Origin of the sequence: Pseudoalteromonas sp. SWYJZ12, assembly GCF_015864395.1 — a bacterium.
GTDB lineage: Bacteria > Pseudomonadota > Gammaproteobacteria > Enterobacterales > Alteromonadaceae > Pseudoalteromonas > Pseudoalteromonas arctica.
On sequence record NZ_JADYXH010000002.1, the window covers coordinates 162,633 to 185,312 of the forward strand.

At 38.8% G+C, this 22,680-nt stretch carries 21 protein-coding genes; 12 read left to right on the forward strand and 9 right to left on the reverse strand.

The window, feature by feature from the left end:
• The 6 genes from I6F42_RS02950 to I6F42_RS02975 all read left to right on the forward strand — a co-directional run bounded on the left by I6F42_RS02950 (window position 1) and on the right by I6F42_RS02975 (window position 3,772).
• Window positions 1–675, forward strand: a complete 675-nt coding sequence (locus I6F42_RS02950) for a Crp/Fnr family transcriptional regulator (protein ID WP_010553509.1) — start codon at window positions 1–3, stop codon at window positions 673–675.
• Window positions 676–746: 71 nt separating this feature from the next.
• Window positions 747–1,154: a hypothetical protein gene (locus tag I6F42_RS02955; RefSeq protein ID WP_197150823.1), complete on the forward strand. Its 408-nt coding sequence runs from the start codon at window positions 747–749 to the stop codon at window positions 1,152–1,154.
• An 84-nt stretch (window positions 1,155–1,238) separates the two neighbouring features.
• Window positions 1,239–1,742 (forward strand): DUF962 domain-containing protein, encoded by a 504-nt coding sequence (locus I6F42_RS02960; RefSeq protein WP_197150824.1) that lies wholly within the window; start codon window positions 1,239–1,241, stop codon window positions 1,740–1,742.
• A 59-nt stretch (window positions 1,743–1,801) separates the two neighbouring features.
• Window positions 1,802–2,593, forward strand: a complete 792-nt coding sequence (locus I6F42_RS02965) for an SDR family oxidoreductase (protein WP_197150825.1) — start codon at window positions 1,802–1,804, stop codon at window positions 2,591–2,593.
• 61 nt (window positions 2,594–2,654) lie between these two features.
• Window positions 2,655–3,248 carry a DUF2238 domain-containing protein gene (locus tag I6F42_RS02970; RefSeq protein WP_149604942.1) on the forward strand — a complete coding sequence of 198 codons (594 nt, stop codon included), beginning with the start codon at window positions 2,655–2,657 and terminating at the stop codon, window positions 3,246–3,248.
• Between the two features lie 71 nt (window positions 3,249–3,319).
• The gene (locus tag I6F42_RS02975; protein ID WP_197150826.1) at window positions 3,320–3,772 is read left to right on the forward strand and encodes a GNAT family N-acetyltransferase; all 453 of its coding nucleotides are present in this window, start codon (window positions 3,320–3,322) and stop codon (window positions 3,770–3,772) included.
• A 38-nt stretch (window positions 3,773–3,810) separates the two neighbouring features.
• Here I6F42_RS02975 and I6F42_RS02980 read toward each other — a convergent pair whose 3' ends face one another.
• From I6F42_RS02980 to I6F42_RS03000, 5 genes are all read right to left on the reverse strand, one after another.
• On the reverse strand, window positions 3,811–4,584 hold the full coding sequence (locus tag I6F42_RS02980; RefSeq protein WP_101216576.1) for a hypothetical protein: 774 nt from the start codon (window positions 4,582–4,584) through the stop codon (window positions 3,811–3,813).
• Between the two features lie 283 nt (window positions 4,585–4,867).
• Window positions 4,868–5,485 carry a hypothetical protein gene (locus I6F42_RS02985; RefSeq protein ID WP_101216575.1) on the reverse strand — a complete coding sequence of 206 codons (618 nt, stop codon included), beginning with the start codon at window positions 5,483–5,485 and terminating at the stop codon, window positions 4,868–4,870.
• Window positions 5,486–5,901: 416 nt separating this feature from the next.
• The gene (locus I6F42_RS02990; protein WP_197150827.1) at window positions 5,902–6,774 is read right to left on the reverse strand and encodes a hypothetical protein; all 873 of its coding nucleotides are present in this window, start codon (window positions 6,772–6,774) and stop codon (window positions 5,902–5,904) included.
• Between the two features lie 635 nt (window positions 6,775–7,409).
• Window positions 7,410–7,589, reverse strand: coding sequence for a DUF6435 family protein (locus I6F42_RS02995; RefSeq protein ID WP_007375469.1), 180 nt, complete (start codon window positions 7,587–7,589; stop codon window positions 7,410–7,412).
• Between the two features lie 165 nt (window positions 7,590–7,754).
• Window positions 7,755–8,930, reverse strand: coding sequence for a PQQ-dependent sugar dehydrogenase (locus I6F42_RS03000; protein ID WP_197150829.1), 1,176 nt, complete (start codon window positions 8,928–8,930; stop codon window positions 7,755–7,757).
• Between the two features lie 275 nt (window positions 8,931–9,205).
• Here I6F42_RS03000 and I6F42_RS03005 point away from each other — a divergent pair, with 275 nt between their 5' ends.
• From I6F42_RS03005 to I6F42_RS03015, 3 genes are all read left to right on the forward strand, one after another.
• Window positions 9,206–10,249, forward strand: a complete 1,044-nt coding sequence (locus I6F42_RS03005; protein ID WP_197151120.1) for a flavin reductase family protein — start codon at window positions 9,206–9,208, stop codon at window positions 10,247–10,249.
• Complete coding sequence (locus I6F42_RS03010) at window positions 10,246–11,298, forward strand: acyl-CoA desaturase (RefSeq protein WP_197150830.1); 1,053 nt, start codon at window positions 10,246–10,248, stop codon at window positions 11,296–11,298. Before I6F42_RS03005 ends, I6F42_RS03010 begins: the two co-directional genes overlap by 4 nt.
• A gap of 143 nt (window positions 11,299–11,441) precedes the next feature.
• Window positions 11,442–12,500 (forward strand): branched-chain amino acid aminotransferase, encoded by a 1,059-nt coding sequence (locus I6F42_RS03015; RefSeq protein WP_269435109.1) that lies wholly within the window; start codon window positions 11,442–11,444, stop codon window positions 12,498–12,500.
• Window positions 12,501–12,581: 81 nt separating this feature from the next.
• Here I6F42_RS03015 and I6F42_RS03020 read toward each other — a convergent pair whose 3' ends face one another.
• The gene (locus tag I6F42_RS03020) at window positions 12,582–15,164 is read right to left on the reverse strand and encodes a TonB-dependent siderophore receptor (RefSeq protein WP_197150831.1); all 2,583 of its coding nucleotides are present in this window, start codon (window positions 15,162–15,164) and stop codon (window positions 12,582–12,584) included.
• 669 nt (window positions 15,165–15,833) lie between these two features.
• Entirely contained in the window at window positions 15,834–16,148 is a 315-nt protein-coding gene (locus I6F42_RS03025) for a DUF962 domain-containing protein (protein WP_165723651.1), read from the reverse strand.
• A 164-nt stretch (window positions 16,149–16,312) separates the two neighbouring features.
• On the opposite strand from I6F42_RS03025, the gene I6F42_RS03030 reads away from it, so the two are divergent.
• Window positions 16,313–18,469, forward strand: coding sequence for a prolyl oligopeptidase family protein (locus I6F42_RS03030; RefSeq protein WP_197150832.1), 2,157 nt, complete (start codon window positions 16,313–16,315; stop codon window positions 18,467–18,469).
• Between the two features lie 101 nt (window positions 18,470–18,570).
• On the opposite strand, the gene I6F42_RS03035 is transcribed toward I6F42_RS03030, so the two are convergent.
• Window positions 18,571–19,863 carry an anti-phage deoxyguanosine triphosphatase gene (locus tag I6F42_RS03035; protein WP_197150833.1) on the reverse strand — a complete coding sequence of 431 codons (1,293 nt, stop codon included), beginning with the start codon at window positions 19,861–19,863 and terminating at the stop codon, window positions 18,571–18,573.
• A 248-nt stretch (window positions 19,864–20,111) separates the two neighbouring features.
• Between I6F42_RS03035 and I6F42_RS03040 the strand changes: the two genes are divergently transcribed.
• Together I6F42_RS03040 and I6F42_RS03045 are read left to right on the forward strand one after the other, a co-directional pair.
• Window positions 20,112–20,918, forward strand: coding sequence for a glucosaminidase domain-containing protein (locus I6F42_RS03040; protein ID WP_024593475.1), 807 nt, complete (start codon window positions 20,112–20,114; stop codon window positions 20,916–20,918).
• On the forward strand, window positions 20,911–21,579 hold the full coding sequence (locus tag I6F42_RS03045) for a DUF2987 domain-containing protein (RefSeq protein ID WP_197150835.1): 669 nt from the start codon (window positions 20,911–20,913) through the stop codon (window positions 21,577–21,579). Before I6F42_RS03040 ends, I6F42_RS03045 begins: the two co-directional genes overlap by 8 nt.
• Before the next feature lie 91 nt (window positions 21,580–21,670).
• Here the strand turns inward: I6F42_RS03045 and I6F42_RS03050 are convergent, their stop codons facing one another.
• Window positions 21,671–22,675, reverse strand: a complete 1,005-nt coding sequence (locus I6F42_RS03050; protein ID WP_010552528.1) for a LacI family DNA-binding transcriptional regulator — start codon at window positions 22,673–22,675, stop codon at window positions 21,671–21,673.
• Window positions 22,676–22,680: the final 5 nt, after the last annotated feature.

Consider the following 22,680-nt stretch of genomic DNA (forward strand, 5'->3'; position numbering starts at 1 on the left):
ATGACTCCACAGCAGCAAAACGTAATAGAGCAAGGGCATTGGTTTAAAAACCGTAGCGCTTATTTAAAAAGCTTTTTATTAACGCAGGGCAAAACGCTCTCGCTAAAAGCTCAGCAATCATTATTTTTGCGAGGTGATAAGCACGATGGAATTTATGCCGTGCTTAGCGGCGTGGTGCGTATTAGTGGCGTAAGTAACGAAGGCAAAGAAGCCGTATTGAGCTTTATTGATTCATCACTGTGGTTTGGCGAAGTTACCTTGTTTGATGGTGGCCTGCGTACTCATGATGTATATGCGCAAACTGATGTTGTGCTTTTTTACGTGCCCCAACGCGAGCTTGAACAGCTATTAAACGAACAGCCACAATATTGGCAAGAGTTTGGTTTATTGCTGGCACAAAAGTTACGCCTAATGTTTACCTCAATGGAAGATCACGCATTACTAAGTGCTGAGCAAAAAGTATGCAATCGACTTTTAATGCTCAGCGAGCATACAGAGCACTTAACACCGCTTGTTTTATCTCAGCAGCAACTTGCTGATATGACCTACCTAACGCGCCAAACTATTAATCAAATACTGCAACAGCTTGTTAGCCTACAAGCCATTAGTTTGGGGTATCAACGCATAACTGTTTTAGATAAACAAAAGTTACAGGCGCGTGCTACACAAGCTTAAATAGAGACTGTTTTATTTAGTTGGAACCAAAATTGCTACAGATAATGTAACGCAACAATGGATTTGAGCTAATGACTACAATAACCTTTAAAAATCAATATAGTAATTATAACTCTCCTACAGTAAATAAAGCGGCAGGTTCAAGCGAAGTTGCGGCAACTAATACCCTCCCTAATGAAAAAACAAGTGATGCTAAAGGCATTACCTCAGCCCCTAAAGAACCAACGTTTTTAGAAAGTGCTCAAGAAGCGCTTGTTTATCAGCGCTTAGGTGTAAACAAAAACAAAATAGACGAGCTAAAAGCGACAATAGAAGAGCTCATTAAAGAACAGCAAAGTGAGGGCGCAGACCCTAGCGCAATTGCTGATAAAATAGAGGAACTTCAAAAAATGCTTGAGCAAGAGTATCAAAAAGGGCGCGAGCGAACGGATATGAAAGGTGAGCATGAGCCGGGTAAAATAATTTCTGCATTTGTTTAATTTACAAAATGTCGGATACCTGACATTGTTGCTGTGCTTACTTTTGCTAAAGTAAGTTTTATATATAAAAAGAAAGGCAAAACAATGAAAACACTTCAACAGCAACTTGGTAAATATGGTTTGTATCATCGTTCTAAGCGTAACGTACTAACGCACTTTATTGGTATTCCGCTCATTGTATTTGCAGCGTTGTGTTTACTAGCGCGCATTCAAATACCCCTTGGTAGTGTAGTAATTGATGGTGCACAATTTTTTGTATTAGCGTCGGTTGTTTATTATTTTATGCTGAGCTTTTCGCTTGGCTTTATTATGGCCGTGATATTCACTTTACTCCTTGTTGGTGCTCAGCCTATTGCGGCAATGGCGTTTTGGCCGTGGTTGAGTATTGGCGTAGGTGTGTTTGTATTTGGCTGGGTATTACAGTTTATTGGGCACTATTACGAAGGTAAAAAACCGGCATTTGTAGATGACCTAATTGGTTTAATTATTGGCCCTTTGTACGTAACTGTTGAACTACTATTTTTAATGGGTTTTTACAAAACATTAGAAGATGAAGTAAACGCAATAGCAGGTCCTACAAAGGCGTAAAATATTTTACTAAGTACCTTAATAAAACTTAATAAATAACAATAAAAGGCAGATAACGCATGCAATATAATAATAAAACCGTGTGGATCACCGGCGCATCATCAGGTATTGGTAAAGAGCTTGCTATACAATTTGCCGAGCTTGGAGCGCGCGTTATTTTATCGGCGCGTAATGTAGATAAACTAAACGATTTAAAAGCAACGCTTAAAGGTGAAGGGCACTTAGTTGTGCCGCTGGACTTAGCCCAGCCAGAGCATGTACTGAGTGCAATAACAGCAAAAATGAGCGAGCTTCCTGCAATTGATATTTTAATTAATAACGGCGGCGTATCGCAGCGCAGTTTATTTCTAGAAAACGACTTTAACGTGTATCGCCAATTAATGGAGGTTAATTACTTTGGCTTAATTGCACTTACTAAAGCTGTATTGCCTGCTATGGTGGCAAGGCGCAGTGGCTCAATTGTGTCTATTAGTAGTGTGGCGGGTAAAGTTGGTTCAAAATTTAGAACAGGTTATTCGGGTTCTAAATATGCGGTGGTTGGTTTTATGGATTGCCTACGTGCAGAAGTAGCACAACATAATATTCATTGTTTAACAATTTGCCCAGGCTCTATTAAAACAGCAATTGCGCATAACTCACTAAACGAGCAAGGCATAGCGCAAAATAAACCAGAAGAGTCGATAGAAAATGGCATGGATGTAAGCGTAGCAGCTTCAAAAATGATTCGTGCCATTAGTAATAAAAAAGACGAAGTGATTATTGGCAAAGGTTTAAGTGGTTGGGCGCCTACAATTAAGCGCTTTTTTCCTACTTTGTTTAATCGCATTACTGCAAAAACAAACTATAGGTAGCGTCGTTTATTTCAAAGGCGTAAAATGCCGTAAATTTGATCAATTTAGAAAAGGATTCTAAATGAAGTATTTATGGCTGAGCCTGTTTTTTATTGTATTAATTTGGTCTGGTATTAACCCAAAAGATCAATTTACATGGCTGCTTGAAGTTATCCCCGCAATTATTGGTTTAGTGCTGCTAGCAAGTACCTATAGCCACTTTAAACTTACTCCTATTTTATATACATTTATTTTAGCGCATTGCATTGTGCTGATGATTGGCGGGCATTACACCTACGCCGAAGTCCCTTTGTTCGATAACCTATTTGGTAGCGAGCGTAATAACTACGACAAAGTAGGGCACTTTTTTCAAGGGTTTGTACCTGCACTACTAGCACGCGAAATTTTACTGCGCAAAAAAGTAGTAAATGGTCGAGGCTGGTTAATCACCTTTGTTATTTCGGTATGTTTGGCATTTAGCGCGTTTTACGAATTAATAGAATGGTGGGTTGCAGTATTAAGCGGCGAAAACGCAGAAGCGTTTTTAGGCACTCAAGGTTACGTGTGGGATACCCAATCAGATATGGGACTGGCGTTATTTGGGGCTATTTGCTCGCTGTTAGTGCTTTCAAAGGTACACGACAAACAGCTAAAAAACGTTAAAGATTATTTATAGACTATAGGAACGTTAAAGGCTTTCTATAAGAATGTTTATAAAAACATTGGTAAAAAAAAGACTACTAACTTATGACCGCAAAAATTAGTAACTACTCAATTAGCACAGACAAAAGCAAACTTAACTTTAACGTTATTTATAACTTTATTGCTAATAGCTATTGGGCCAAAGGCATTCCTAAAAGCGTGATGCAATCGGCTATTGATAACTCAATGTGCTTTGGTGTTTACAGCGCTCATAACGAACAAGTTGGCTTTGCCAGGGTAGTGACCGATAAAGCAACCTTTGCCTATTTAGCCGATGTATTTATTGCCCCGCACTCGCAAGGAAATGGGCTGAGTAAGTTACTTATTAAAACGATAGTAGAGCACCCTGAGCTGCAAGGGCTCAGGCGCTTTTTATTAGCGACTTCTGATGCACATGGCCTTTATGCGCAATACGGGTTTAAACCAATAGATAACCCCGCACTACTAATGCAAATAAGTCCTGAGAATGTTTATGATGAAAATAATCATGAGACCTAATAAATGGGGGAAAGAGCAAATTCCGTTTAAAGTTCTTGTTATATTTCGTATTTACTCTTAATCAAATTGATAACATCTTGTGGTAAACCCTGCGAAGCTAATTTTTCTAACCCTCTATCCATATTAGTTTTTGAATCAGCCTTACAAAAGTTCAAATCTGAATTACCTTTTAAATCAAAGTTTGTTGCGCCAGCTACAGAGGCTAGCTCAAATATATCTTCCGTTGTGTGATAGTTTATTTTCTCATTCAGAATGTTTTTAGAAAACAAAATCCACTCCAATGAATCCACCACTATTGACTTTAAATACTTATAAAACTCTTCAGTATCTTCAGAATAAAACAAGTCGATTTCATGACCAAACTCTTTTTGAACGCCATCTTTATTAATATATGAGTTTATACAAGATTCAATTACTGCTCGGTGAGCATCAGCAAGCCTCAACTCCGTAGTATCTTTTTGTTCTTTTACGAACATCAATGGGTTCCATTGAACAGCTCTTTTTAGAAGTTCTGTATCAAGGTGACCTATACCTTTATTCCTAAAATGGTTTGCCAGTTCCAGTTTTTTTCTAAGTGATTTTGTTTTTGCTGTATGTTCAGGTAGGTTTTGAATCCTGAGCTTTGTCGTTAGATCTTTAATATTATATAAAGTGAGAAAAACGGCTCTAGTCGCACGAAGCTTTTCAATCCAGTCTCGCATTTCTTCTATTGGCTTAGAAAGGATAAAATCAAAATGTTTGAGCTCGTCTTCAAGTAACATAAGGCTAATGAAATTCGCTTTAATTCCTACCTGATATTTATCTTCGTCCATAATGATAATACTCAACCTTTTAAGAAATATAACGCCTACTTAAGCGAAAAAATGTAGTTGGCTAAAATGTTGAACGGAGTGAAAACAGTTAACTGTATTTTTTTCCGTTTGAAGTTCTTATAGTTACTCCGTTCTATTAATTAATGTATTTACCTATCTCATTAATACATGGAATATGCTTCTGTTGATCACGAATATTTGAGCGGAAACAATCAATGTTTGTAACAAGACTTTCGGATCAACAGAAGTTATTTGTTTCAATACGCATACTCAGGGCGTGTTGTTAGCTAGCAAGCCACGCGAACATTTGATAAATATAATTAAATGTCCAAGCAAGTATCCCAGCCCCCATTTTTAATACATTACTCAAACCAAAAATAGCTTCTACGACAGTAATTACAGTTAACCCAAGGATTAAATTGTTAGTTCTAGTTTGGAGTAGTTGTTGCTGGCTTTGGCAATAATAGTCATGCCACCATTCATTTTCTTTATATTTTTCATCAACATCATGATCTCGATGATGCTGATAGGTCATTATTGTTTCTTTTTCACTGTCGGGAATTAGTGAGCAACTTGTCTCTATAGAGCCCTCGTGCCACAAAGTATACCTATCAAAGTAAAACTCGTATTCTTCTTCTGGGTTAAGTGGCTTAATTTTAGGGTGGTTCTGCGCATCTTGGCCTAACCGTGTTGGTTGATGTATCATTCTAAATTTAGAAATACTAGCGCCAGAAAATGCTGTACTTCCTATATTTTTAACTCTTAATCCATATTTAAAAGGTTCATTTTGAATCAAAAAAGGGTATTTACCTCTGAACCATTTTTGGTTGAGCGGTTTATGAATAAACTGAAGCCGAAGGCTAACTTCAACTTTTTCAATTTCTTTTTTTGTTGATTCCAAAATTTACTTCCTTGAAATAGTAATAGTCACAATGTAGTAATATACATTGCTAGCTAACGAGCCTGTAGATTAACTCGTTTTTTATTTATTTTTATTGATAAATAAACCATAGCTGAGTTCCTATTTTGGTTCAATCGATTACTGTATTTTTACGCAGAATATTGAAGTGTTTGATATTGTTTTAATTGGCGTTTTGGAAGGGATTACGGATGTTTGAGTAGCCTTTATTCACTGTAATGTTCCGCTTTTTACCTAAAGTAAAGCCGGTTCAAGGTAATTAGGATGGGTGTCATCCTAATTTCGCAACTTACTTAACAGCATTGAAAAGCAAGGGATCACCGCTGTTATAATTTGCGGTGGAAAGTGAGCTTTAGAGCTTGCTGTCCACCTCAGGGCGTGTTGTTTTATAAGCCCATTTATATATCTATGATGATACGCTGAAGCTCACCCTTGTAGCTTTCCACAGAAACGGGATAAACACCATCGCCACCTAAAGATATTGAAATACCAGCACCAACTCTGCCATTTAAAAATGAGTAATGCCTAACTTGGCGGTATACACGTTCAGGATCAATAAAGTCACCTTTGATGTAAGTTGATTCAATAGCAGGTAAATCACCAGAATATTCAACTTCTTCAATTAACCCCATAGCCAGCATTTGTTCTGGAGTTAATTCGTCATCAAGCCCTAACAACTCCATATCGGTATAGTCATCATTCAGATCGGTACAAAAAAACTCGCCAGTTTCGACAACTTTATATTTTTTTGTTTGTGTTTGGAAATCTTCTTTTTCTTGATCATCACGCATTTTTAAGTAGAAGGGATCGCAAATCATTAAACTTGCTGAGTCTACGCATAGTGAGCCAATAGGTTTTTGTTCTAATTCAGAGTGAGGTATTTCAATAAAGTCTCTTTGATCGCGATCCCAAACAGAAATACTTTTACGATATTGATGTGCTTTATTAACAGCTTCATTGAGTTTTTCAATCTCATCATTTTTTAATGATATTTTTTCTACATGATTGTCGCTATCTTTTGCAAGCCTTACGATTTCTTCTTCTCTTATTTTAATTCTTTCATTTAGCTGTTTTTCAACAAATTCGGGGGATTTACGCTCTAGTTCTATAGCTTTATCTTTCCATAGTTTAACATTTTGCTCTGCAACTTTAAGTTGGGTTTCTTTAAGGTTATTCATTGCTCGAAGATTTTTTACATAAGCAGTATAAATAAAACCAATTACAGTTAATGCTCCTAAGTTTGCAACAGTAGCAATAATTTCAAACACCATAAATTCCTTATAATTTGTGCAAGTTTTGCAGAGAGCCTATTTGGGCTTATAACAGCTTTATCGAGGACACTTTCCTCTTTTTATGAGCAAAGTATGTCCTCTTAATTATTTTTAATATTAATAACAAATCCTGTAACACATTGCGAGTATTAAACTTTAAGTCGGGATGTTCTTTTAATAATATGCAGAAAAGAGGAAAACGTCCTCATTTTTAGACTTATGAGGAAAAACGCCAGCGCGGTACATAAATACAGCAATTAAATATTTAAAATGAAAACCAAATCCGATTTTAAATCATTTAATAGTCACTAAAAAACGGTGGCGATAATGCAAGTAACCGCTTTAAGTACACTTGTTTGTGTAAGCATATTATAAAAGGTGGTTTAGGGATGGTGGAAGCTGTAAAAAGGAGGTCATTAATTATTTACTAAACGCGTCTTCCTTCTTTTAAAACAGGGCAGACACGATGTACTTAAACCAATCGACTTAAATATTTAGCCTTTCTAGCGTGCTAAATAAAGCGTTAACGGCGTTATAAATTTCTTATGTAGAACAACTACATGTCGAAATTTATGCCTTGTTATCACTCTATTTATCCGTCGCTATAAATGTCTAATAACTTAACATGATTGGTGTTATTTGGCTTTTTTAGCCTCTAGAGTTTCTATTTCACTCCAGATTTTTTCGGCTTCTGCACTTAACATAGCGAAGCTTTTAATGTCGCCTTTTCTTTGTGCCTGCATGCCTTGCTCTAGTTTTACGTCGTATTCTTTACGCAGTTTTTTTACGGGATCAGGCTTTAAAAATGAAAACATTAGTATTCTCTTAATTTATTAAATTATATGTAATTAGTGTACGCATTAATGGGCTTAATAGTTCTTTGTTTGGTGAAAATGTTTACTTTGCGCTTTTAAAGCGCAAAGTAAACACGGTGTAATTATTAACGTACTGTGTGCTAGTTCTGGTTCTAGTGCTAATGTTTACATTTCTGGCTCTAGGCGTTTAATACCTTGGCCATCAATACCTAAATAAATAAAACCATCACTGCCTTGGGCTAAGCTGCGTACTCTGCCTATTCCATCGAGTATTTTATATTGCTTAACAACCTTACCTTTTGAGAGCTCTAGTGCGCTAATGAATGCAAATTTCATTGATGCTAGTAATAGCTTACCTTTTAACTTGGGGTATTTATCACTCGTTACATACAGCATATCGGAAGGTGCAATTGAAGGGGTCCAGTGTAATACGGGCGATTGCATGCCGTCTTTTTCTTTAAGGTCTGTAAATGTGGTACCGCTGTAGTTAACGCCATAACTTACCAAAGGCCATCCGTAGTTAGCGCCTTTTTTTATTATATTAAGCTCATCGCCGCCGCGTGGTCCGTGTTCGTGAGACCATAAAATATTATTTTGATTATCAAACCACATGCCCTGTGGATTACGGTGCCCATAAGACCATGCTGCATGTTTTGCATCTTTTTGTTTAACAAACGGATTGTCGCTTGGGATACGGCCATCATCGTGTAAGCGATAAATTTTACCACCATCGCGAGTGAGATCTTGCGGGTTTATGTCGCGCGAGCCGCGATCGCCAATTGAAAAATAAACATAACCTTCATTATCAAACACAATACGGCTGCCGTAATGCTGGCCTTTGGTACTATTATGCTCGCCTTTGTATAGCAATTGCTGATCAGATAGCTGCGTATGATCGCTACTTAGCTTGGCGCGCATTAAGGCGGTGTTACTTCCGCTTCCTTTGCCCTCACTACTTGAGTAACTAAAGTACAGCCATTGGTTTTGCTTGCTATCGGTGTGTAGTGCTAAATCAAGCAATCCACCTTGGCCATTAGCTTCAATGTTGGGCAGCCCTGAAACCTTAGCTAACGTAGTTGTATTTTTAGGTAATAAAAATAACGTTCCACTGCGCTCAGATATTAGTAAATCACCATTAGCTAAAGGCTCAATAGCCCAAGGTATAACCACACCTTCTGCCGCTGTTACTGCGTTAACGTTAAGCGGTAAAGTATCGAGCTGTTTATAGTTTTTTACGTAATCGCTTTTTGCATTTGCGGGTGCGTTAATAGCAAATATAGCAACAGCCAAGCCTGCACTTATTAGTTTAGGGAGTGTGTTATGTGACATTAAATTTATCATTATGGCTTCCAAAATTAATCCAATCTTACATAACCTTAACATGGCATAAATAAATTTGTTAAGCGTTGAGTTGAATGAAAAATGCACACTTATATTTTTATACGATGGCCTTTTAACAGAAAATTGTTTTAGCAATTAGCGCTAATAAAAAATTGAATAATTACTCTATTGGGGTTGAAAACTAAAAATTTCAGCGTACACTTGTGCGCTGAAGTTTGAGCGTACACGTGTAAGTTCAAACGTTAAGTATTTTACGATCCAAGAGATTAATAGTGATGATAATTAAAGTATTAAACCAATTTTCAAAATGGTTTTTACACCATCAAAGTTTTGCAGGCTACATAGAGCCAATAATGCAGGTGTTTAAACCTGCGTGGCGTGCAGGGCAGTTTAGAGCGCAAGTAGTTAGTACCGCTGTGCTTGATGGCGGTTTTTTAAGTGTGCAACTTAAACCAAGCAAACAATGGCGGGCGCATACATCAGGGCAGCATATAAGTTTAACGCTTGAAATTAATGGGCGATTATTAACACGCGTTTTTACCGTGGCCTCAAGCGCTAAGCAATTTAAAAATACTGGGTTAGTGCGTTTACTAATCAAAACAAATACGCAAGGGCGCTTTACTGGCTTACTTAGTAGCGCATTAAAAGCGGGTTTGTGGTGCAATATTTCTGCGCCAAGCGGCGACTTTGTATTTAAAAACACACACACGCCAGCCACTTTTATTGCCGGTGGGTCGGGTATAACACCTATGCTGGCTATGCTTGATGATTACTTAAGCCAAACTACGCAAAAAGTGTCGTTGGTGTATTACGCAAAAGCCACTGAGCATCAATGTGTTGATGAGCTAAGTGAGTTGGCAGCGCAATTTGAGCATTTTTCGTTTTTATTATTAACGCGTGAGCAATCAAGCGATATAACCAGCAATATTAAGCCGTGGGAAAACCCAGATATTTACTGCTGTGGCCCTGCAGCATTTATGCAAACGGTGAGCGATTTTGCTAAAACGCATAAGCTAAATTACTACCAAGAGGCCTTTGGTTTGGCGCTGCCTACCTTAAACGATGACAGCCAATTTAATGTAAAAATTAACGCCAGTGCCCATATTGTATCGGGCAACGATGTTTTACTGACTCAGTTTGAAGAAAACAAGCTACCCGTTAAACGCGGTTGCGGTATTGGTATTTGCCATCAATGCCAATGTATTAAAAAGTCAGGCGTGGTACGTAATTTAAAAACAGGTGAATTGAGTGACAACGGCGAGCAATTAATACAACTTTGCGTAAGCCAACCTGTTAGTGATTTGGAGTTACAATTATGAAAAACATTAACTATGACATGCTCGCAAGCGAGCTAGATGCCATTAAAATGGAGGCCCTTGGCAAAGTTGGCCAACAAGATGCCGACTATATTCGCTCTGTTGTGCGCAAACAGCGAGTGTGTGAATGGAGCGGGCGAATTTTGCTAATGCTTGGTTTTATTCAGCCTTTATTGTGGGTTGCAGGCGTGTTATTACTAGCGCTGGCTAAAATTTTAGACAATATGGAAATTGGCCACAATGTAATGCATGGTCAATACGATTGGATGAACGACAAGCAACTTAACTCACAACATTATGAGTGGGACATAGCGTGCGATGGACAAAGTTGGCACCGCGTTCATAACTTTGAGCACCATACGTATACAAATATTATTGGTAAAGACAGAGACTTTGGTTATGGCTTGTTGCGTTTAAGCGATGATTTTAAGTGGCGTTTTAAAAATGTATGGCAGTTTTTTACGTATATTAATTTAAGTGTGTTATTTCAGTGGGGCGTGTCGTATCACGAGTTGGCTGCAGAGCGTGTTTTTATTGGTAAAAAGAAAGAAAACCGCGAAGGGCTTGTATCACACTCTACATTAAAGCAGCGCTTTTTTAGTAAAGGCGCTCGCCAGTTAATTAAAGATTATGCGATATTTCCGTTACTTGCAGGGCCTTTATTTTTATGGGTATTGGCGGGGAATTTAGTAGCTAACTTAATCCGTAATTTATGGACATCGACCATAATATTTTGTGGTCACTTTACTGAAGAAACGCAAACTTTTAAACAAGAAGACTGCGTAAACGAAACCCAAGGGCAGTGGTATTACCGCCAAGTACTGGGTTCGTCTAATATTAAAGGGCCGCATTGGTTTCATGTTTTAACAGGGCATTTGAGCTGTCAAATAGAGCATCATTTATTTCCTGATATGCCGTCTTCGCGCTATCAAGAAGTAGCACCTCAAGTACAAGCTGTTTTGAAAAAACACGGTGTTGATTATCATACGGGTGGATTTTTTAGACAGTATACGTCGGTGTTAAAACGTATTATTAAATATTCGTTTAAATAAACATGTTTTAATTAACGAATGAAAAAATCGGTCTGTGTAACTACACTGACCGATTTTTTTGTTTATTGCACTCAATACGGTTGATTAGTAAACAGCACTTGCAAAAAATTCTCATAGTTAATTAAAAAAGCCTTACTTTAGCTATGGTTAAATGGCGGGTGATTGTCATACAATGGAGGGAAATAGACCACACAAGAGAGATTAAAATGGCCGCATTTGGTACCGTGTTTATGCCGCAGATGATTCAAGCTCGTTTTTCTGATAATAAATGGAGCGAAAGCTCAATTGTCCCTTCCGATAAACTTGAACTTCATGCTGGTGCGCACGTTCTTCATTATTCAAGTACATGTTTTGAAGGCTTAAAAGCCTTTCGCCATGAAGATGGTTCTGTTTATCTTTTTAGAATGGATGCAAACATTGCACGCATGCAACAAAGCTCAGCGCTATTAAGCTTACCGAGTTTTGACAGTGATATGCTAAAAACGATGATTATCGATATTATGCGTGAATACGCAGATGAAACGCCATTACCACCAGGCTCTATGTATATTCGCCCAACGCACATTGGTACTGAGGCGGCAATTGGTAAAGCAGCTGCGCCATCAATGAGCTCGCTTTTATACACGTTACTATCGCCAGTAGGTGATTACTTTGCAGGTGGTGCAACAGCACTGCGCGTATTGCTTGAAGAAGATGGCATGCGCTGCGCTCCGCACATGGGTATGGTAAAAAGTGGTGGTAACTACGCCAGTGCTCTAGCACCTATAAGTGCTGCACGAACTAAGTATCAAGCAGATCAAATTTTATTTTGCCCTGGTGGCGACGTACAAGAAACCGGTGCTGCTAACTTTATACTTATTGATGGCAACGAAATTATTACTAAAGCGCTTGATAGCACGTTTTTACATGGTGTAACGCGCAACAGTATTTTAACCATTGCAAAAGATTTAGGTATGACGGTAAGCGAGCGTAACTTTAGCGTTACTGAGCTACTAGAGCGTGCTGCTAAACCAGGTACTGAAGCGGCGCTTTCGGGCACTGCAGCTGTACTAACTGCTGTGGGTACGTTTATTCATAACGATAAAGAATACAAAGTAGGTACTGGCGAGCCAGGCCCTACGACTGCGCGCCTTCGCCAAGCATTGAACGATATTCAATGGGGTAAAAGTGAAGACAAGCACGGCTGGTTAACTAAAATCTAATTATAGATTTAATAGCAACTCGCATTAAAAAGCCACCTAATCGGTGGCTTTTGTGTGTTTGGTTACTTTAAGCTGTGCTTATTAGAACTTCATTTCTATTTTACCGTACACGTAGCGTCCGTTAAATCCATACGGCGAGAAGCTAGAGTAAGCAAATAAACGTGAGAAGGTGGTTACATCGTCAACATTTTCACGGGTTGCATCTGGGTAAACATCAAAAATGTTATTAGCACCTAAGCTCAGCGATACGTTTTCACTAAGCGAGTAGGCTACATCTAAGTCGGTTATCCATTTAGGCTTTAGCACTTCGTTACGTTCTGGGTTATCTGAAGGGTCTTGAGTTTCGCCGTAACGTGTTGTTCTAAGCGTTGTACGTATGTCGTCGTTAGTCCATGTTGCGCTTAAGTTGTACTTATTACGCGGTGTGCTTACTTCAAAACGACGCAGCTCAGTGCCTGAGAACAAGTTGTCTTGATCAAACCCTGCACCTTGAAGCTCTGCTGGTGGGTCGATAATATTTGTTACTTCATTTTTGCCGTAGTTATAACCTAGGTTAAAGGCTAAATCGCCGTAACCATCAGTTGCTACATTATATGAGGCAACCACATCAACACCACGGGTTTTGCTGTCAATTGCATTTAAGAAGAAACGACCTTGGTTAGCGCCTGTGCCTTGGAGTAAATCGGCAATAGCAGCACCCGATAAGTTGTTTGATAGCACAATGCGGTCATCAATTAATATTTGGTAGTAATCAACCGATAAGCTGAAATTAAAGTCGGTAGACCATGTAAAACCAACGCCGTAGTTTGTTGCTTCTTCAGCATCAAGACCTGGTGAGCCCAGTGCTTTTGCTACATCGCTGCTTGGTGCGAACGTACCTGTTTCGGTTGGTTCGCCATCAACAAATACAGTGGCTACTGAGGTAAAGTATTGCTGCTGCAAAGAAGGTGCTCTAAAACCAGTAGATACAGAGGCGCGTAGTGCTAGGTCTTCAGTTAATGAATAACGAGTTGCAATTTTACCGTTAAGTGTATCGCCAAAGTCCGAGTAATCTTCATAACGGGCGGCAACCGCTAAATTCCAATCGTCGGTTAGGTAGGTTTCAAGGTCTATATATAAGCTCACGTTGTGGCGGCTGTTATCGCCCTCTGATTCGGGTGTAAACCCCGGGAATACTTGTGCGCCCGCTGCGCCAAATGGGCCATCAACAGGGTCGGTTACTGCGCCTCCTGGGCCAAATGTGCCTTGTGCATATGATGCTTCTTCGCCTGCATCTATTTGGTATCCTTCGCGGCGATACTCAGCACCTACAGCTACGTTTACAGAGCTTTCTAAAAAGCTGACGTCTACTTCGCGACTAAAATCAACGTTTAAAGTAAGTTGATCGTAGGTAAGTGTTCCTGCATCAAAGCTTGTTTGGCTAGTAGGGCCGTATGAGGTATTTAAGCTATTTATAACACCAAACTCAAATGCATCTTGACCATATACGGCCGATACATCGTAATTCCATTCACTTACAAAACCTTTAGCGCCAAGTGCCAGTGAAAAGTCATCTATGTCTGAGGTAATAACAGGTAAAAAGCCGTCAGGGTAAACTTCTTCTATATTACGGCTATCGCTTGCACGGCGATAAAACCCGCCGCCTTCGCCTTCACGTTTGCTGTAAGAGCCAAACGAATATAAGTCGACTTCGTTTGTTAACTGGTAACCTGCGTTATAAAACATTGAAAAATCTTCAACATCGCCATTACCAAAGTTATGGTTATATCGATTTACGGTAAGTTCACGTGGGTCAAGCGCACCGTCTACTGAACCGTCATCTATGCGTGCGTAGTTTTCACGGTTATCGTAGTCTGAGCGGTTAGTTGAATGGCGGTCGCGGTATTCTGTTGAGATGTTTAAAAAGCCATTATCGCCAAGCTCAAAACCCATATTACCTTGCAGCGTTAGTGTTTGGCCGTCTGTTAAAGAGCGATCGCCCCCTTCGGTAAAGGCTAAATTACCATCACTGCCTTCAGAAACTGATTTTAGCTGTGGTACACCGTCCATTTCGGTTACGTTAGCACCATATATAGCCGCAACTGAACCACCGCTGCTGGCACTTTTAAGTACAATATTAATAACACCAGCTATAGCGTCAGAGCCATATTGCGCTGCTGCACCATCGCGTAATACTTCAATACGGGCAATAGCATTTGCAGGTATCGCATTTAAGTCAACCGATGATGAGCCACGACCCGTTGAGCCATTTAAGTTAAGTAATGCGTTGCTGTGGCGGCGCTTACCATTAACAAGTACTAATGTGTGATCGGGTGCCAAGCCACGAAGCTGAGCGGGGCGTACATGGTCGCTGCCATCAGTAAGTGATGCTTGTGGGAAGTTAAAGCTGGGTAATAAACTGCTAAGTAGGGCATTCGTTTCAGTAAAGCCTGAGTTTTTAAGTGCATCTGCACCAATTATATCGATGGGTACTGCGCTGTCTTCTACTGTACGGCCTAATCGGCGAGAGCCGATTACGCTTATTTGTTCGATGTTTTCTTCTGCTTTAGTGTCTTGCTCTGCAGCATTTACGCAGAGCGAACCAAGTAGTGCAGCAGACGCGCTCATTGCGAGTAATATTTGTGGTACCGATTGCTGTAATTTAAATAACGGTTTTCTATTCATGCTGTATTTCCCCATACCCATTGAATTATTTTAGTTTTGTACAAAAAGATTAATACCAACCCGCAATAATACTTAATCATTTTTAGGGGCTAAACGTGCCGTTACCTGCGTTAAAAAATTCTCATTTAGAGCAACTAAATAGCGAATTTTTTGCCTAGATATCAACACGTTTTTCCATCCTCAAAATAGATCACTTAATTAAGCGGATTGGTATAAACTTTTTTGTTACCTTGAACATATACTTAATTAACAAAGCCAGTCAATTGAATAGCATTCAATTAATTTAAGGGTTTTTATAATTACATTTGGTTGTTTTTTATAATGATCATTGTTTTAGTTATATAGCGAAGGTAATTGCTAAGTAATTGATGGATAATGAATTATATTTAAAAGTTAAATTTAACGTTTAATTAACTGGTAAGATGAGATGGATGGTTTAAATTAATTATGGGTAGGGAACCATTTTTATTGGGCTGGCAATAAATAGCTGTTGATCTATAAATATTTTTAAAAATGTAAAATAAAAGTACACCCATTAAATGTTAACTAAATTAACATTTAATGGGTGTACCATAAATTATGTACTACTTATTAGAACCTATACTTTAAAGCATGAAGCAATTTTGTTTTTATAAGTAATTGGTATAAAAAAGAGTGCTAAAAATAGTGTTAAAATTTAATTTTTCCAACAAGCATATCTTTAAACATTACCCAATCTCCCCATAAACTGTAAAAAGGGTGTTTAAAAGTAGCAGGGCGGTTTTTTTCAAAAAAGAAATGTCCGACCCACGCAAACCCATATCCAATAACAGGTAATAGCCACAATAAACTGTAGTGTTGTTTTAATAATGCTATTGCGATTACAGCAAGAACAAGTGTACTTCCTATAAAATGTAAGCGGCGGCAAATCACGTTGCGGTGCTCTTTTAAATAATAAGGGTAGAAGGCTTTAAAGCTTTTAAACGTGGGGTTTTTACTTTGCATAGTGTGCTCTTTTATTGTTTTTTATTTTAATGAGGGTCGTGCTATTAAAGCGTAAGTTTACATTTGTTTACAGCGATAAATGGCGCTTAACGCATCTAAATAGACAAAAGGGCTAAAAGTTAATAACTTAGGCGCACTATTAATAAATAAGAATGGAACTCAGGATGTTTAAACACACTCTAGCATGTGCTGTAATTGTAGCGCTTAGCGGCTGTTCAGAGCCAACTAATACGGTAACTCAAGAAGAAGTAAAAGCACCAATGAAGCAAGTTAATGCAGTTATATACCCAGAAACAAAAAAAGGCGATATCGTAGACACCTACTTTGAAGAAGCGGTTAGCGACCCATATCGTTGGCTTGAAGATGACATGAGCAGCGAAACTGCCGATTGGGTTAAAACGCAAAACAATTTAACGTTTTCTTATTTAGAACAAATACCTTATCGCGATAAGTTAAAGCAGCGCCTTGAAAAACTAATGAACTACGAAAAAATAGGCGCTCCTTTTACTGAAGGCGATTACACCTATTTTTATAAAAACGATGGCCTGCAAAATCAATATGTTTTGTACCGCAGTAAAGATGGCGGCGACGTTGAAGTATTTTTAGATCCAAATAAGTTTAGTGAAGATGGTACTACGTCTATGTCGGGTTTATCGTTTTCAAAAGATGGCTCACTGCTCGCGTATCAAATATCTGAAGGCGGCAGCGATTGGCGTAAAATTATAGTTATTGATGCACATACTAAAGAGCAAGTTGAAGAAGCGCTTGTTGACGTTAAATTTAGTGGCATTGATTGGTTAGGCAACGAAGGTTTTTATTATTCAAGTTACGAAAAACCTAAAGGCAGTGAGCTTTCGGCTAAAACAGATCAGCATAAAGCGTATTATCATAAGCTAGGTACTGCTCAGTCTGCTGACCGTGTTGTATTTGGTGAAACTGATGAGCAAAAACATCGCTATGTAGGCGCTGATGTAACCCATGACGGCCGTTACTTACTTATTTCAGCTAGTACGTCTACCTCAGGCAATAAGCTGTTTATAAAAAACTTAGCAAAAGAAAACAGTGAGTTTGTAACGGTTGTTGGAAATACTGATTCAGATACATCAGTTATTGATAACGAAGGCAGCAAGCTGTTTTTAGTTACTAACCTCAATGCACCAAACAAAAAAGTAGTGACGGTTGATGCAAGTAATCCAAGCCCAGAAAATTGGGTTGATTTAATTCCTGAAACTAAAAACGTACTAAACCTTACAAAAGGTGGCGATACCTTTTTTGCTAACTACATGGTTGATGCGATTTCGCAGGTAAAACAGTACAACAAAAAAGGCGAGCTAATTCGCGAAATTACATTACCAGGCGTGGGTACTGCACGTGGTTTTGGCGGTAAAAAAGATCAAACAACGCTTTATTATTCGTTCACTAACTACAAAACACCAGGTACTACTTATACGTTTGATGTAACTACGGGTGAATCGGGTGTTTATCGTAAGTCGGCTATTGACTTTAATAGTGATGATTACACGTCTGAGCAAGTGTTTTACACCTCAAAAGACGGTACTAAAATACCGATGGTAATTACCTATAAAACAGGCATTAAGCTTGATGGTTCAAACCCTACTATTTTATACGGTTACGGTGGTTTTAATATTAGTTTAACGCCAAGCTTTAGCCCCGTTAATGCAGTATGGCTTGAGCAAGGTGGTGTGTACGCCGTTGCTAATATTCGCGGTGGTGGTGAGTACGGTAAAGACTGGCACAATGCCGGCACTAAATTGCAAAAGCAAAATGTGTTTGACGACTTTATTGCCGCAGCTGAGTATTTAAAAGATAAAAAGTACACGTCTAAAAAGCGTTTAGCACTTCGCGGTGGATCTAACGGTGGTTTGTTAGTTGGCGCAGTAATGACTCAGCGCCCAGACTTATTTCAAGTTGCTCTTCCTGCTGTAGGTGTACTTGATATGCTACGCTACCATACATTTACTGCCGGCGCTGGTTGGGCATACGACTACGGCACCAGTGAGCAAAGCAAAGAAATGTTTGAATACATTAAAGGTTACTCACCACTTCATAATGTAAAAGCAGGTGTTGAGTATCCAGCCACTATGATCACAACTGGCGATCATGATGACCGCGTTGTTCCTTCGCATTCGTTTAAGTTTGCAGCTGAGCTTCAAGCAAAGCAAACAGGTAATAACCCAACGCTTATTCGCATAGAAACCAATGCGGGGCATGGCGCAGGTACTCCAACGAGTAAAACAATTGAGCAGTACGCTGATATATTTGGTTTTACGCTATATAACATGGGCGTAGAGTCGTTATAAAAGCGCTTTAACAAAATAGCTAACTTTAATAGTTGAGCAAAAAGGCCGAGTAAATTTAATTTACTCGGCCTTTTTAATGTTTGTTAGTAGTTAGCAGTTAGCTATTGCATAGGTGAAAACAATCGTTGATACGTTTTATAAGCGTACTCGTCGGTCATTCCGCTCAAATAATCGCAAATTATACGCATCCCTTGATTTTGTTTTTCGGCTTCTATGTATTGTGCTTGTGTAGTTTCGGGCAATAAACGCAGCGGATCGCTAGCAAACGCGGTAAATAACTCTATTAGTAAGTTTTGACCTTTGAACTCTATTTGCTGCATTTCGGGGTCACGTATTAAACGTTGAAACACAAAATGCTTAAGTATTTGCAATACACTGTCGTATTGGGCATCTAATTTAGCAGTGTACTTTAAAATAGGGCATTCAAAGGCATCGTTTTGAATATCTAAATGTATATGAATAATAAAGGTATTAACCAGCTCACCTATGGCGTCTTTTCGCTCGTAGTCATTTTTTGAAAACAAGCGCTGGGTCAGCGATTCAAGCATGGTGTTTAACCAGTCAAAGTTTAGTGCTTTTAAATGAGGTAGAGCATGAGTTTGCCAATCGTCTAATGTAAGTACATGTGTTGCAATGGCATCTTCTAAGTCGTGTACGGCGTATGCTATATCGTCGGCATGTTCCATTATGGCGCTGTCGAGCGATTTATACGTTGTTTTAGCGCGGTACTTATCAATAGCGGCATGGTTACCCAGCAACGTTTTATCGTTTTGACTCAGTGGCTCTACTATCCAATTGAATATGGCTGCATCGTCGTTGTACAACCCTTTGGCAGGTCGCCAATCATCTGCTTTTATAAATGCACGAGCGGTTGTATCGTCGGGAATTGTATGCCAAAGCGTATTAATAAACGCGGGGTATTTTATAAAACCTAATAAAGTACGACGAGTTAGGTTCATCCCGTGCCCATTACTGTAGGGCTCAAGTTTTGTAACTATGCGCAGTGTTTGTGCGTTACCTTCAAAACCACCGTGATCGCGCATCATGTAATTTAGCGCTATTTCACCACCATGACCAAAAGGCGGATGGCCAATATCGTGCGCCAAACACAGTGTTTCTAGCAGTCCGGTTGATGGAAAGTGCGTAAAGTCGCTATGTTGCGCTTTTAAGTGGCGCAATATGCCAGTACCAATTTGCGATACTTCTAAAGAGTGGGTAAGGCGAGTGCGATAAAAGTCGTTTAGGCCAATACCCATAATTTGGGTTTTAGCTTGCAAACGCCTAAATGCAGCGGCATGAATAATACGCGAACGATCGACCTGCCACGGCGAGCGATTATCGTTAGGACGATGTTTATATTGCTCTATTATTCGGCTTTGCCATTGTTTATCCATACTGCTTACTCACACATCGTTAATATTATTAAACTTTGCTCAGTATACCCATGGACTTATAAATTGCGAATGAACAAATGCACTACATAGGCTCTGTTTTATCTAAAACCCAAATACACTGCTGAAAATTCAACCGTAAAAGGTCATCAAACCCCAGTTATTCGCGTTTATAAAGTGGCTTAGGTATAATGCGCCTTCGTATGCTTGTGTATTAACCATGCATAGCTGTTGTTTCAAAGAGAGAATACATGTTAAAAACGATTTTTAAGCTTTTACTAACCGTGTTTTTTGTATGGGCGCTTGCATACCCGTTTATACAAAATGATGATGTTGATTTAGACGAGCAAACGTCAGAACAACCAAAAAAAGTGAAGAAAAAAGAAAAACCATTACATAATGTAAAACTGCCAAAGTTTTCAGAATTTAGTGATGTTAAAGAAAAAAAACATGCATTTTTTAGCTTTATTCGTCCGCACGTTGAAGCCGAAAATAAAAAAATATTACAGCAACGCGCTAAGCTCGAAATAGCACGCATGATGTTACAAAACGAATTACCTTTAGAAAAAAAGCAAAACAAAGATATTGCTAAAATTTTAAAGTCGTATGACTTACCAACCACGGTTGATACGCTAATACTTACGCAAGCACTACGCCGTGTTGATATAATTCCTAAAGAATTAGCGCTTATGCAAGCTGCAAACGAATCTGCATGGGGCACATCACGTTTTGCACGTATTGGCCTTAACTTTTTTGGTCAGTGGTGTTACACAAAAGGTTGTGGCATGGTGCCAAAACGCCGTAATACCGGGGCTGCGCACGAAGTTGCTGCGTTTAAATCAGTAAGAGCTGCTATAAACTCTTATTTTAAAAACATAAATACGCATCCTGCTTATAAAGATTTGCGCGCAATACGTGAAAACTTACGTCTTGAGCAAAAACCAATTTTAGCGACTGAACTTACACAAGGTTTAATGTCTTACTCTGAGCGCGGTGAAGCGTATATAGAAGAGTTAAACACGATGATTAGCCAAAATAGAGCCTACTTTGATGAATAAATACATTTTTAATTGTACCAACGCTATTGTGTTAGTACTGCTGAGCATTAGTGCGTTTAATGTAAATGCGAGAGAATTTGTGATGTCGTATGACGGTTTTTACGACCGCTTAAAAATTGTTAACAAAGGCGATTTTCAATATGCGCGAGTTAACTTTTACATTAGTGATATTGGTACTAATGAAACATGTGCGATTAAAAGCGGTACTATTTTAACCGAAAGAAACGAGTATCCACTTAACTTTACCGATAAAGCACAATTACTATTGCCGTTCGATAAGCAGCTTGATACCGATAAAGCGGTCATTGTAGTAGAGCCGCTCAACCCTGTACACGATTGCCAATTAAAGCTACAAATAGAAGCAAACGAACTTGAAGGTTTAGTATTTTCAAAGCAGTCGTTATATACCATTAACGAAGAACTTGATGAACTATTAACTGATTTGTCGGGCTTTTTTGTAAGTAAATTAATGTGGTTTTTATTACCAGAGCAAAAGGGCGTAGCAGTTACATTTAAAAGCCCAATGCAATTTGATGATGAAAATATAACGTGTGAAAAGTCAGTGTGTTATTTTGCAGTTGAAGATAGCTGGGAAGATGATAGCGCGGTGCTTGGCGATATATCGCAAGTTATTAAAGTAACGCCTTGGATTGTTAAGTGATCATCGTTTAGCTAAATAGCAAACCTATAAAAAGCGGCATTTAGCCGCTTTTTTTATATCAAAATCAGTACTCGTTTTTAGCCTTTAGTTTTTATTTAATAAGTGGTGCTGATGAATCGCGCTGCATTAAAGTAGGTTCAAAAAAACGATTTATAACGAGGTTTTTATTTTGATATACGTCTTTAAGTACTAATTTAGCAGCCATTTCGCCCATTTTCCCGACCGGATTATCTATGGTCGTGAGTGTAGGGTATAGGTAGTTTGCAAAAATAACGTTATCAAATCCAACAATCGATAAATCAATTGGTAAGTTATAACCGTGCTCTCGTGCATACTTCATGGCACCGGAGGCCATTTCGTCATTGGCGCATACCAGTGCAGTAAAGCTAAGTTTTTCATCAATAAAATGTTTTAAGCCTTTACTACCGCCAGTTTCGTTAAAGTCGCCAATATAATAAAGCGTAGGATCAAATTTAACACCAGCCTCTGTAAGCGCTTGTTTATGACCTTCTAAGCGGTTAAAAGCATCGGCTTTAAACTGCGGGCCTGCAATATACGCTATTTGTGTATGGCCTTGATTTAATATCGATTTAGTGGCTAGGTAACCACCTAATTGATTATCTAGGCTGATGCAGTTGTCTTTTAGTTGCTCTACGTAACGGCTCATTAAATAAACGGGTGTAGAGCCTTGACTTAGTTTTATTAGGTAGTCGTCTGAGACGGCTTCTACGTGCAAAATAATAGCATCGCAGCGTCTGCTAATTAAAAACTCAATGCCTTCTTGTTCTTTGTCTTCTTCACTGTGTCCGGTGGTAATAATAACGTGTTTACCCGCAGCACGAAGCTCTGACTCAATACCTGCCATCATTTGGGCAAAGAAAGGACCATGTAACTCAGACACTAAAATACCGACACTGTTAGTACAGTTAGAGGCTAAAGATTGCGCTATTGAATTAGGCTTGTAGCCAAGCTGCGCCATAGCATCAAGCACTTTTTGTTTAGTTTTATCGCTTACACGGGTATTTTTGTTCATCACGCGAGAAACGGTGGCTAACGATACGCCCGCAAGCTCTGAGACTTGATAAATTGTTGCCATGTTAT

Excerpts from the sequence above, each read along its gene's own strand:
- I6F42_RS02950 (WP_010553509.1), top strand. The coding sequence starts at position 1 with ATGACTCCACAGCAGCAAAACGTAATAGAGCAAGGGCATTGGTTTAAA.
- I6F42_RS02955 (WP_197150823.1), top strand. The coding sequence starts at position 747 with ATGACTACAATAACCTTTAAAAATCAATATAGTAATTATAACTCTCCT.
- I6F42_RS02960 (WP_197150824.1), top strand. The coding sequence starts at position 1,239 with ATGAAAACACTTCAACAGCAACTTGGTAAATATGGTTTGTATCATCGT.
- I6F42_RS02965 (WP_197150825.1), top strand. The coding sequence starts at position 1,802 with ATGCAATATAATAATAAAACCGTGTGGATCACCGGCGCATCATCAGGT.
- I6F42_RS02970 (WP_149604942.1), top strand. The coding sequence starts at position 2,655 with ATGAAGTATTTATGGCTGAGCCTGTTTTTTATTGTATTAATTTGGTCT.
- I6F42_RS02975 (WP_197150826.1), top strand. The coding sequence starts at position 3,320 with ATGACCGCAAAAATTAGTAACTACTCAATTAGCACAGACAAAAGCAAA.
- I6F42_RS02980 (WP_101216576.1), bottom strand. The coding sequence starts at position 4,584 with ATGGACGAAGATAAATATCAGGTAGGAATTAAAGCGAATTTCATTAGC.
- I6F42_RS02990 (WP_197150827.1), bottom strand. The coding sequence starts at position 6,774 with ATGGTGTTTGAAATTATTGCTACTGTTGCAAACTTAGGAGCATTAACT.
- I6F42_RS02995 (WP_007375469.1), bottom strand. The coding sequence starts at position 7,589 with ATGTTTTCATTTTTAAAGCCTGATCCCGTAAAAAAACTGCGTAAAGAA.
- I6F42_RS03000 (WP_197150829.1), bottom strand. The coding sequence starts at position 8,930 with ATGATAAATTTAATGTCACATAACACACTCCCTAAACTAATAAGTGCA.
- I6F42_RS03005 (WP_197151120.1), top strand. The coding sequence starts at position 9,206 with ATGATAATTAAAGTATTAAACCAATTTTCAAAATGGTTTTTACACCAT.
- I6F42_RS03010 (WP_197150830.1), top strand. The coding sequence starts at position 10,246 with ATGAAAAACATTAACTATGACATGCTCGCAAGCGAGCTAGATGCCATT.
- I6F42_RS03015 (WP_269435109.1), top strand. The coding sequence starts at position 11,442 with ATGGTTAAATGGCGGGTGATTGTCATACAATGGAGGGAAATAGACCAC.
- I6F42_RS03020 (WP_197150831.1), bottom strand. The coding sequence starts at position 15,164 with ATGAATAGAAAACCGTTATTTAAATTACAGCAATCGGTACCACAAATA.
- I6F42_RS03025 (WP_165723651.1), bottom strand. The coding sequence starts at position 16,148 with ATGCAAAGTAAAAACCCCACGTTTAAAAGCTTTAAAGCCTTCTACCCT.
- I6F42_RS03030 (WP_197150832.1), top strand. The coding sequence starts at position 16,313 with ATGTTTAAACACACTCTAGCATGTGCTGTAATTGTAGCGCTTAGCGGC.
- I6F42_RS03035 (WP_197150833.1), bottom strand. The coding sequence starts at position 19,863 with ATGGATAAACAATGGCAAAGCCGAATAATAGAGCAATATAAACATCGT.
- I6F42_RS03040 (WP_024593475.1), top strand. The coding sequence starts at position 20,112 with ATGTTAAAAACGATTTTTAAGCTTTTACTAACCGTGTTTTTTGTATGG.
- I6F42_RS03045 (WP_197150835.1), top strand. The coding sequence starts at position 20,911 with ATGAATAAATACATTTTTAATTGTACCAACGCTATTGTGTTAGTACTG.
- I6F42_RS03050 (WP_010552528.1), bottom strand. The coding sequence starts at position 22,675 with ATGGCAACAATTTATCAAGTCTCAGAGCTTGCGGGCGTATCGTTAGCC.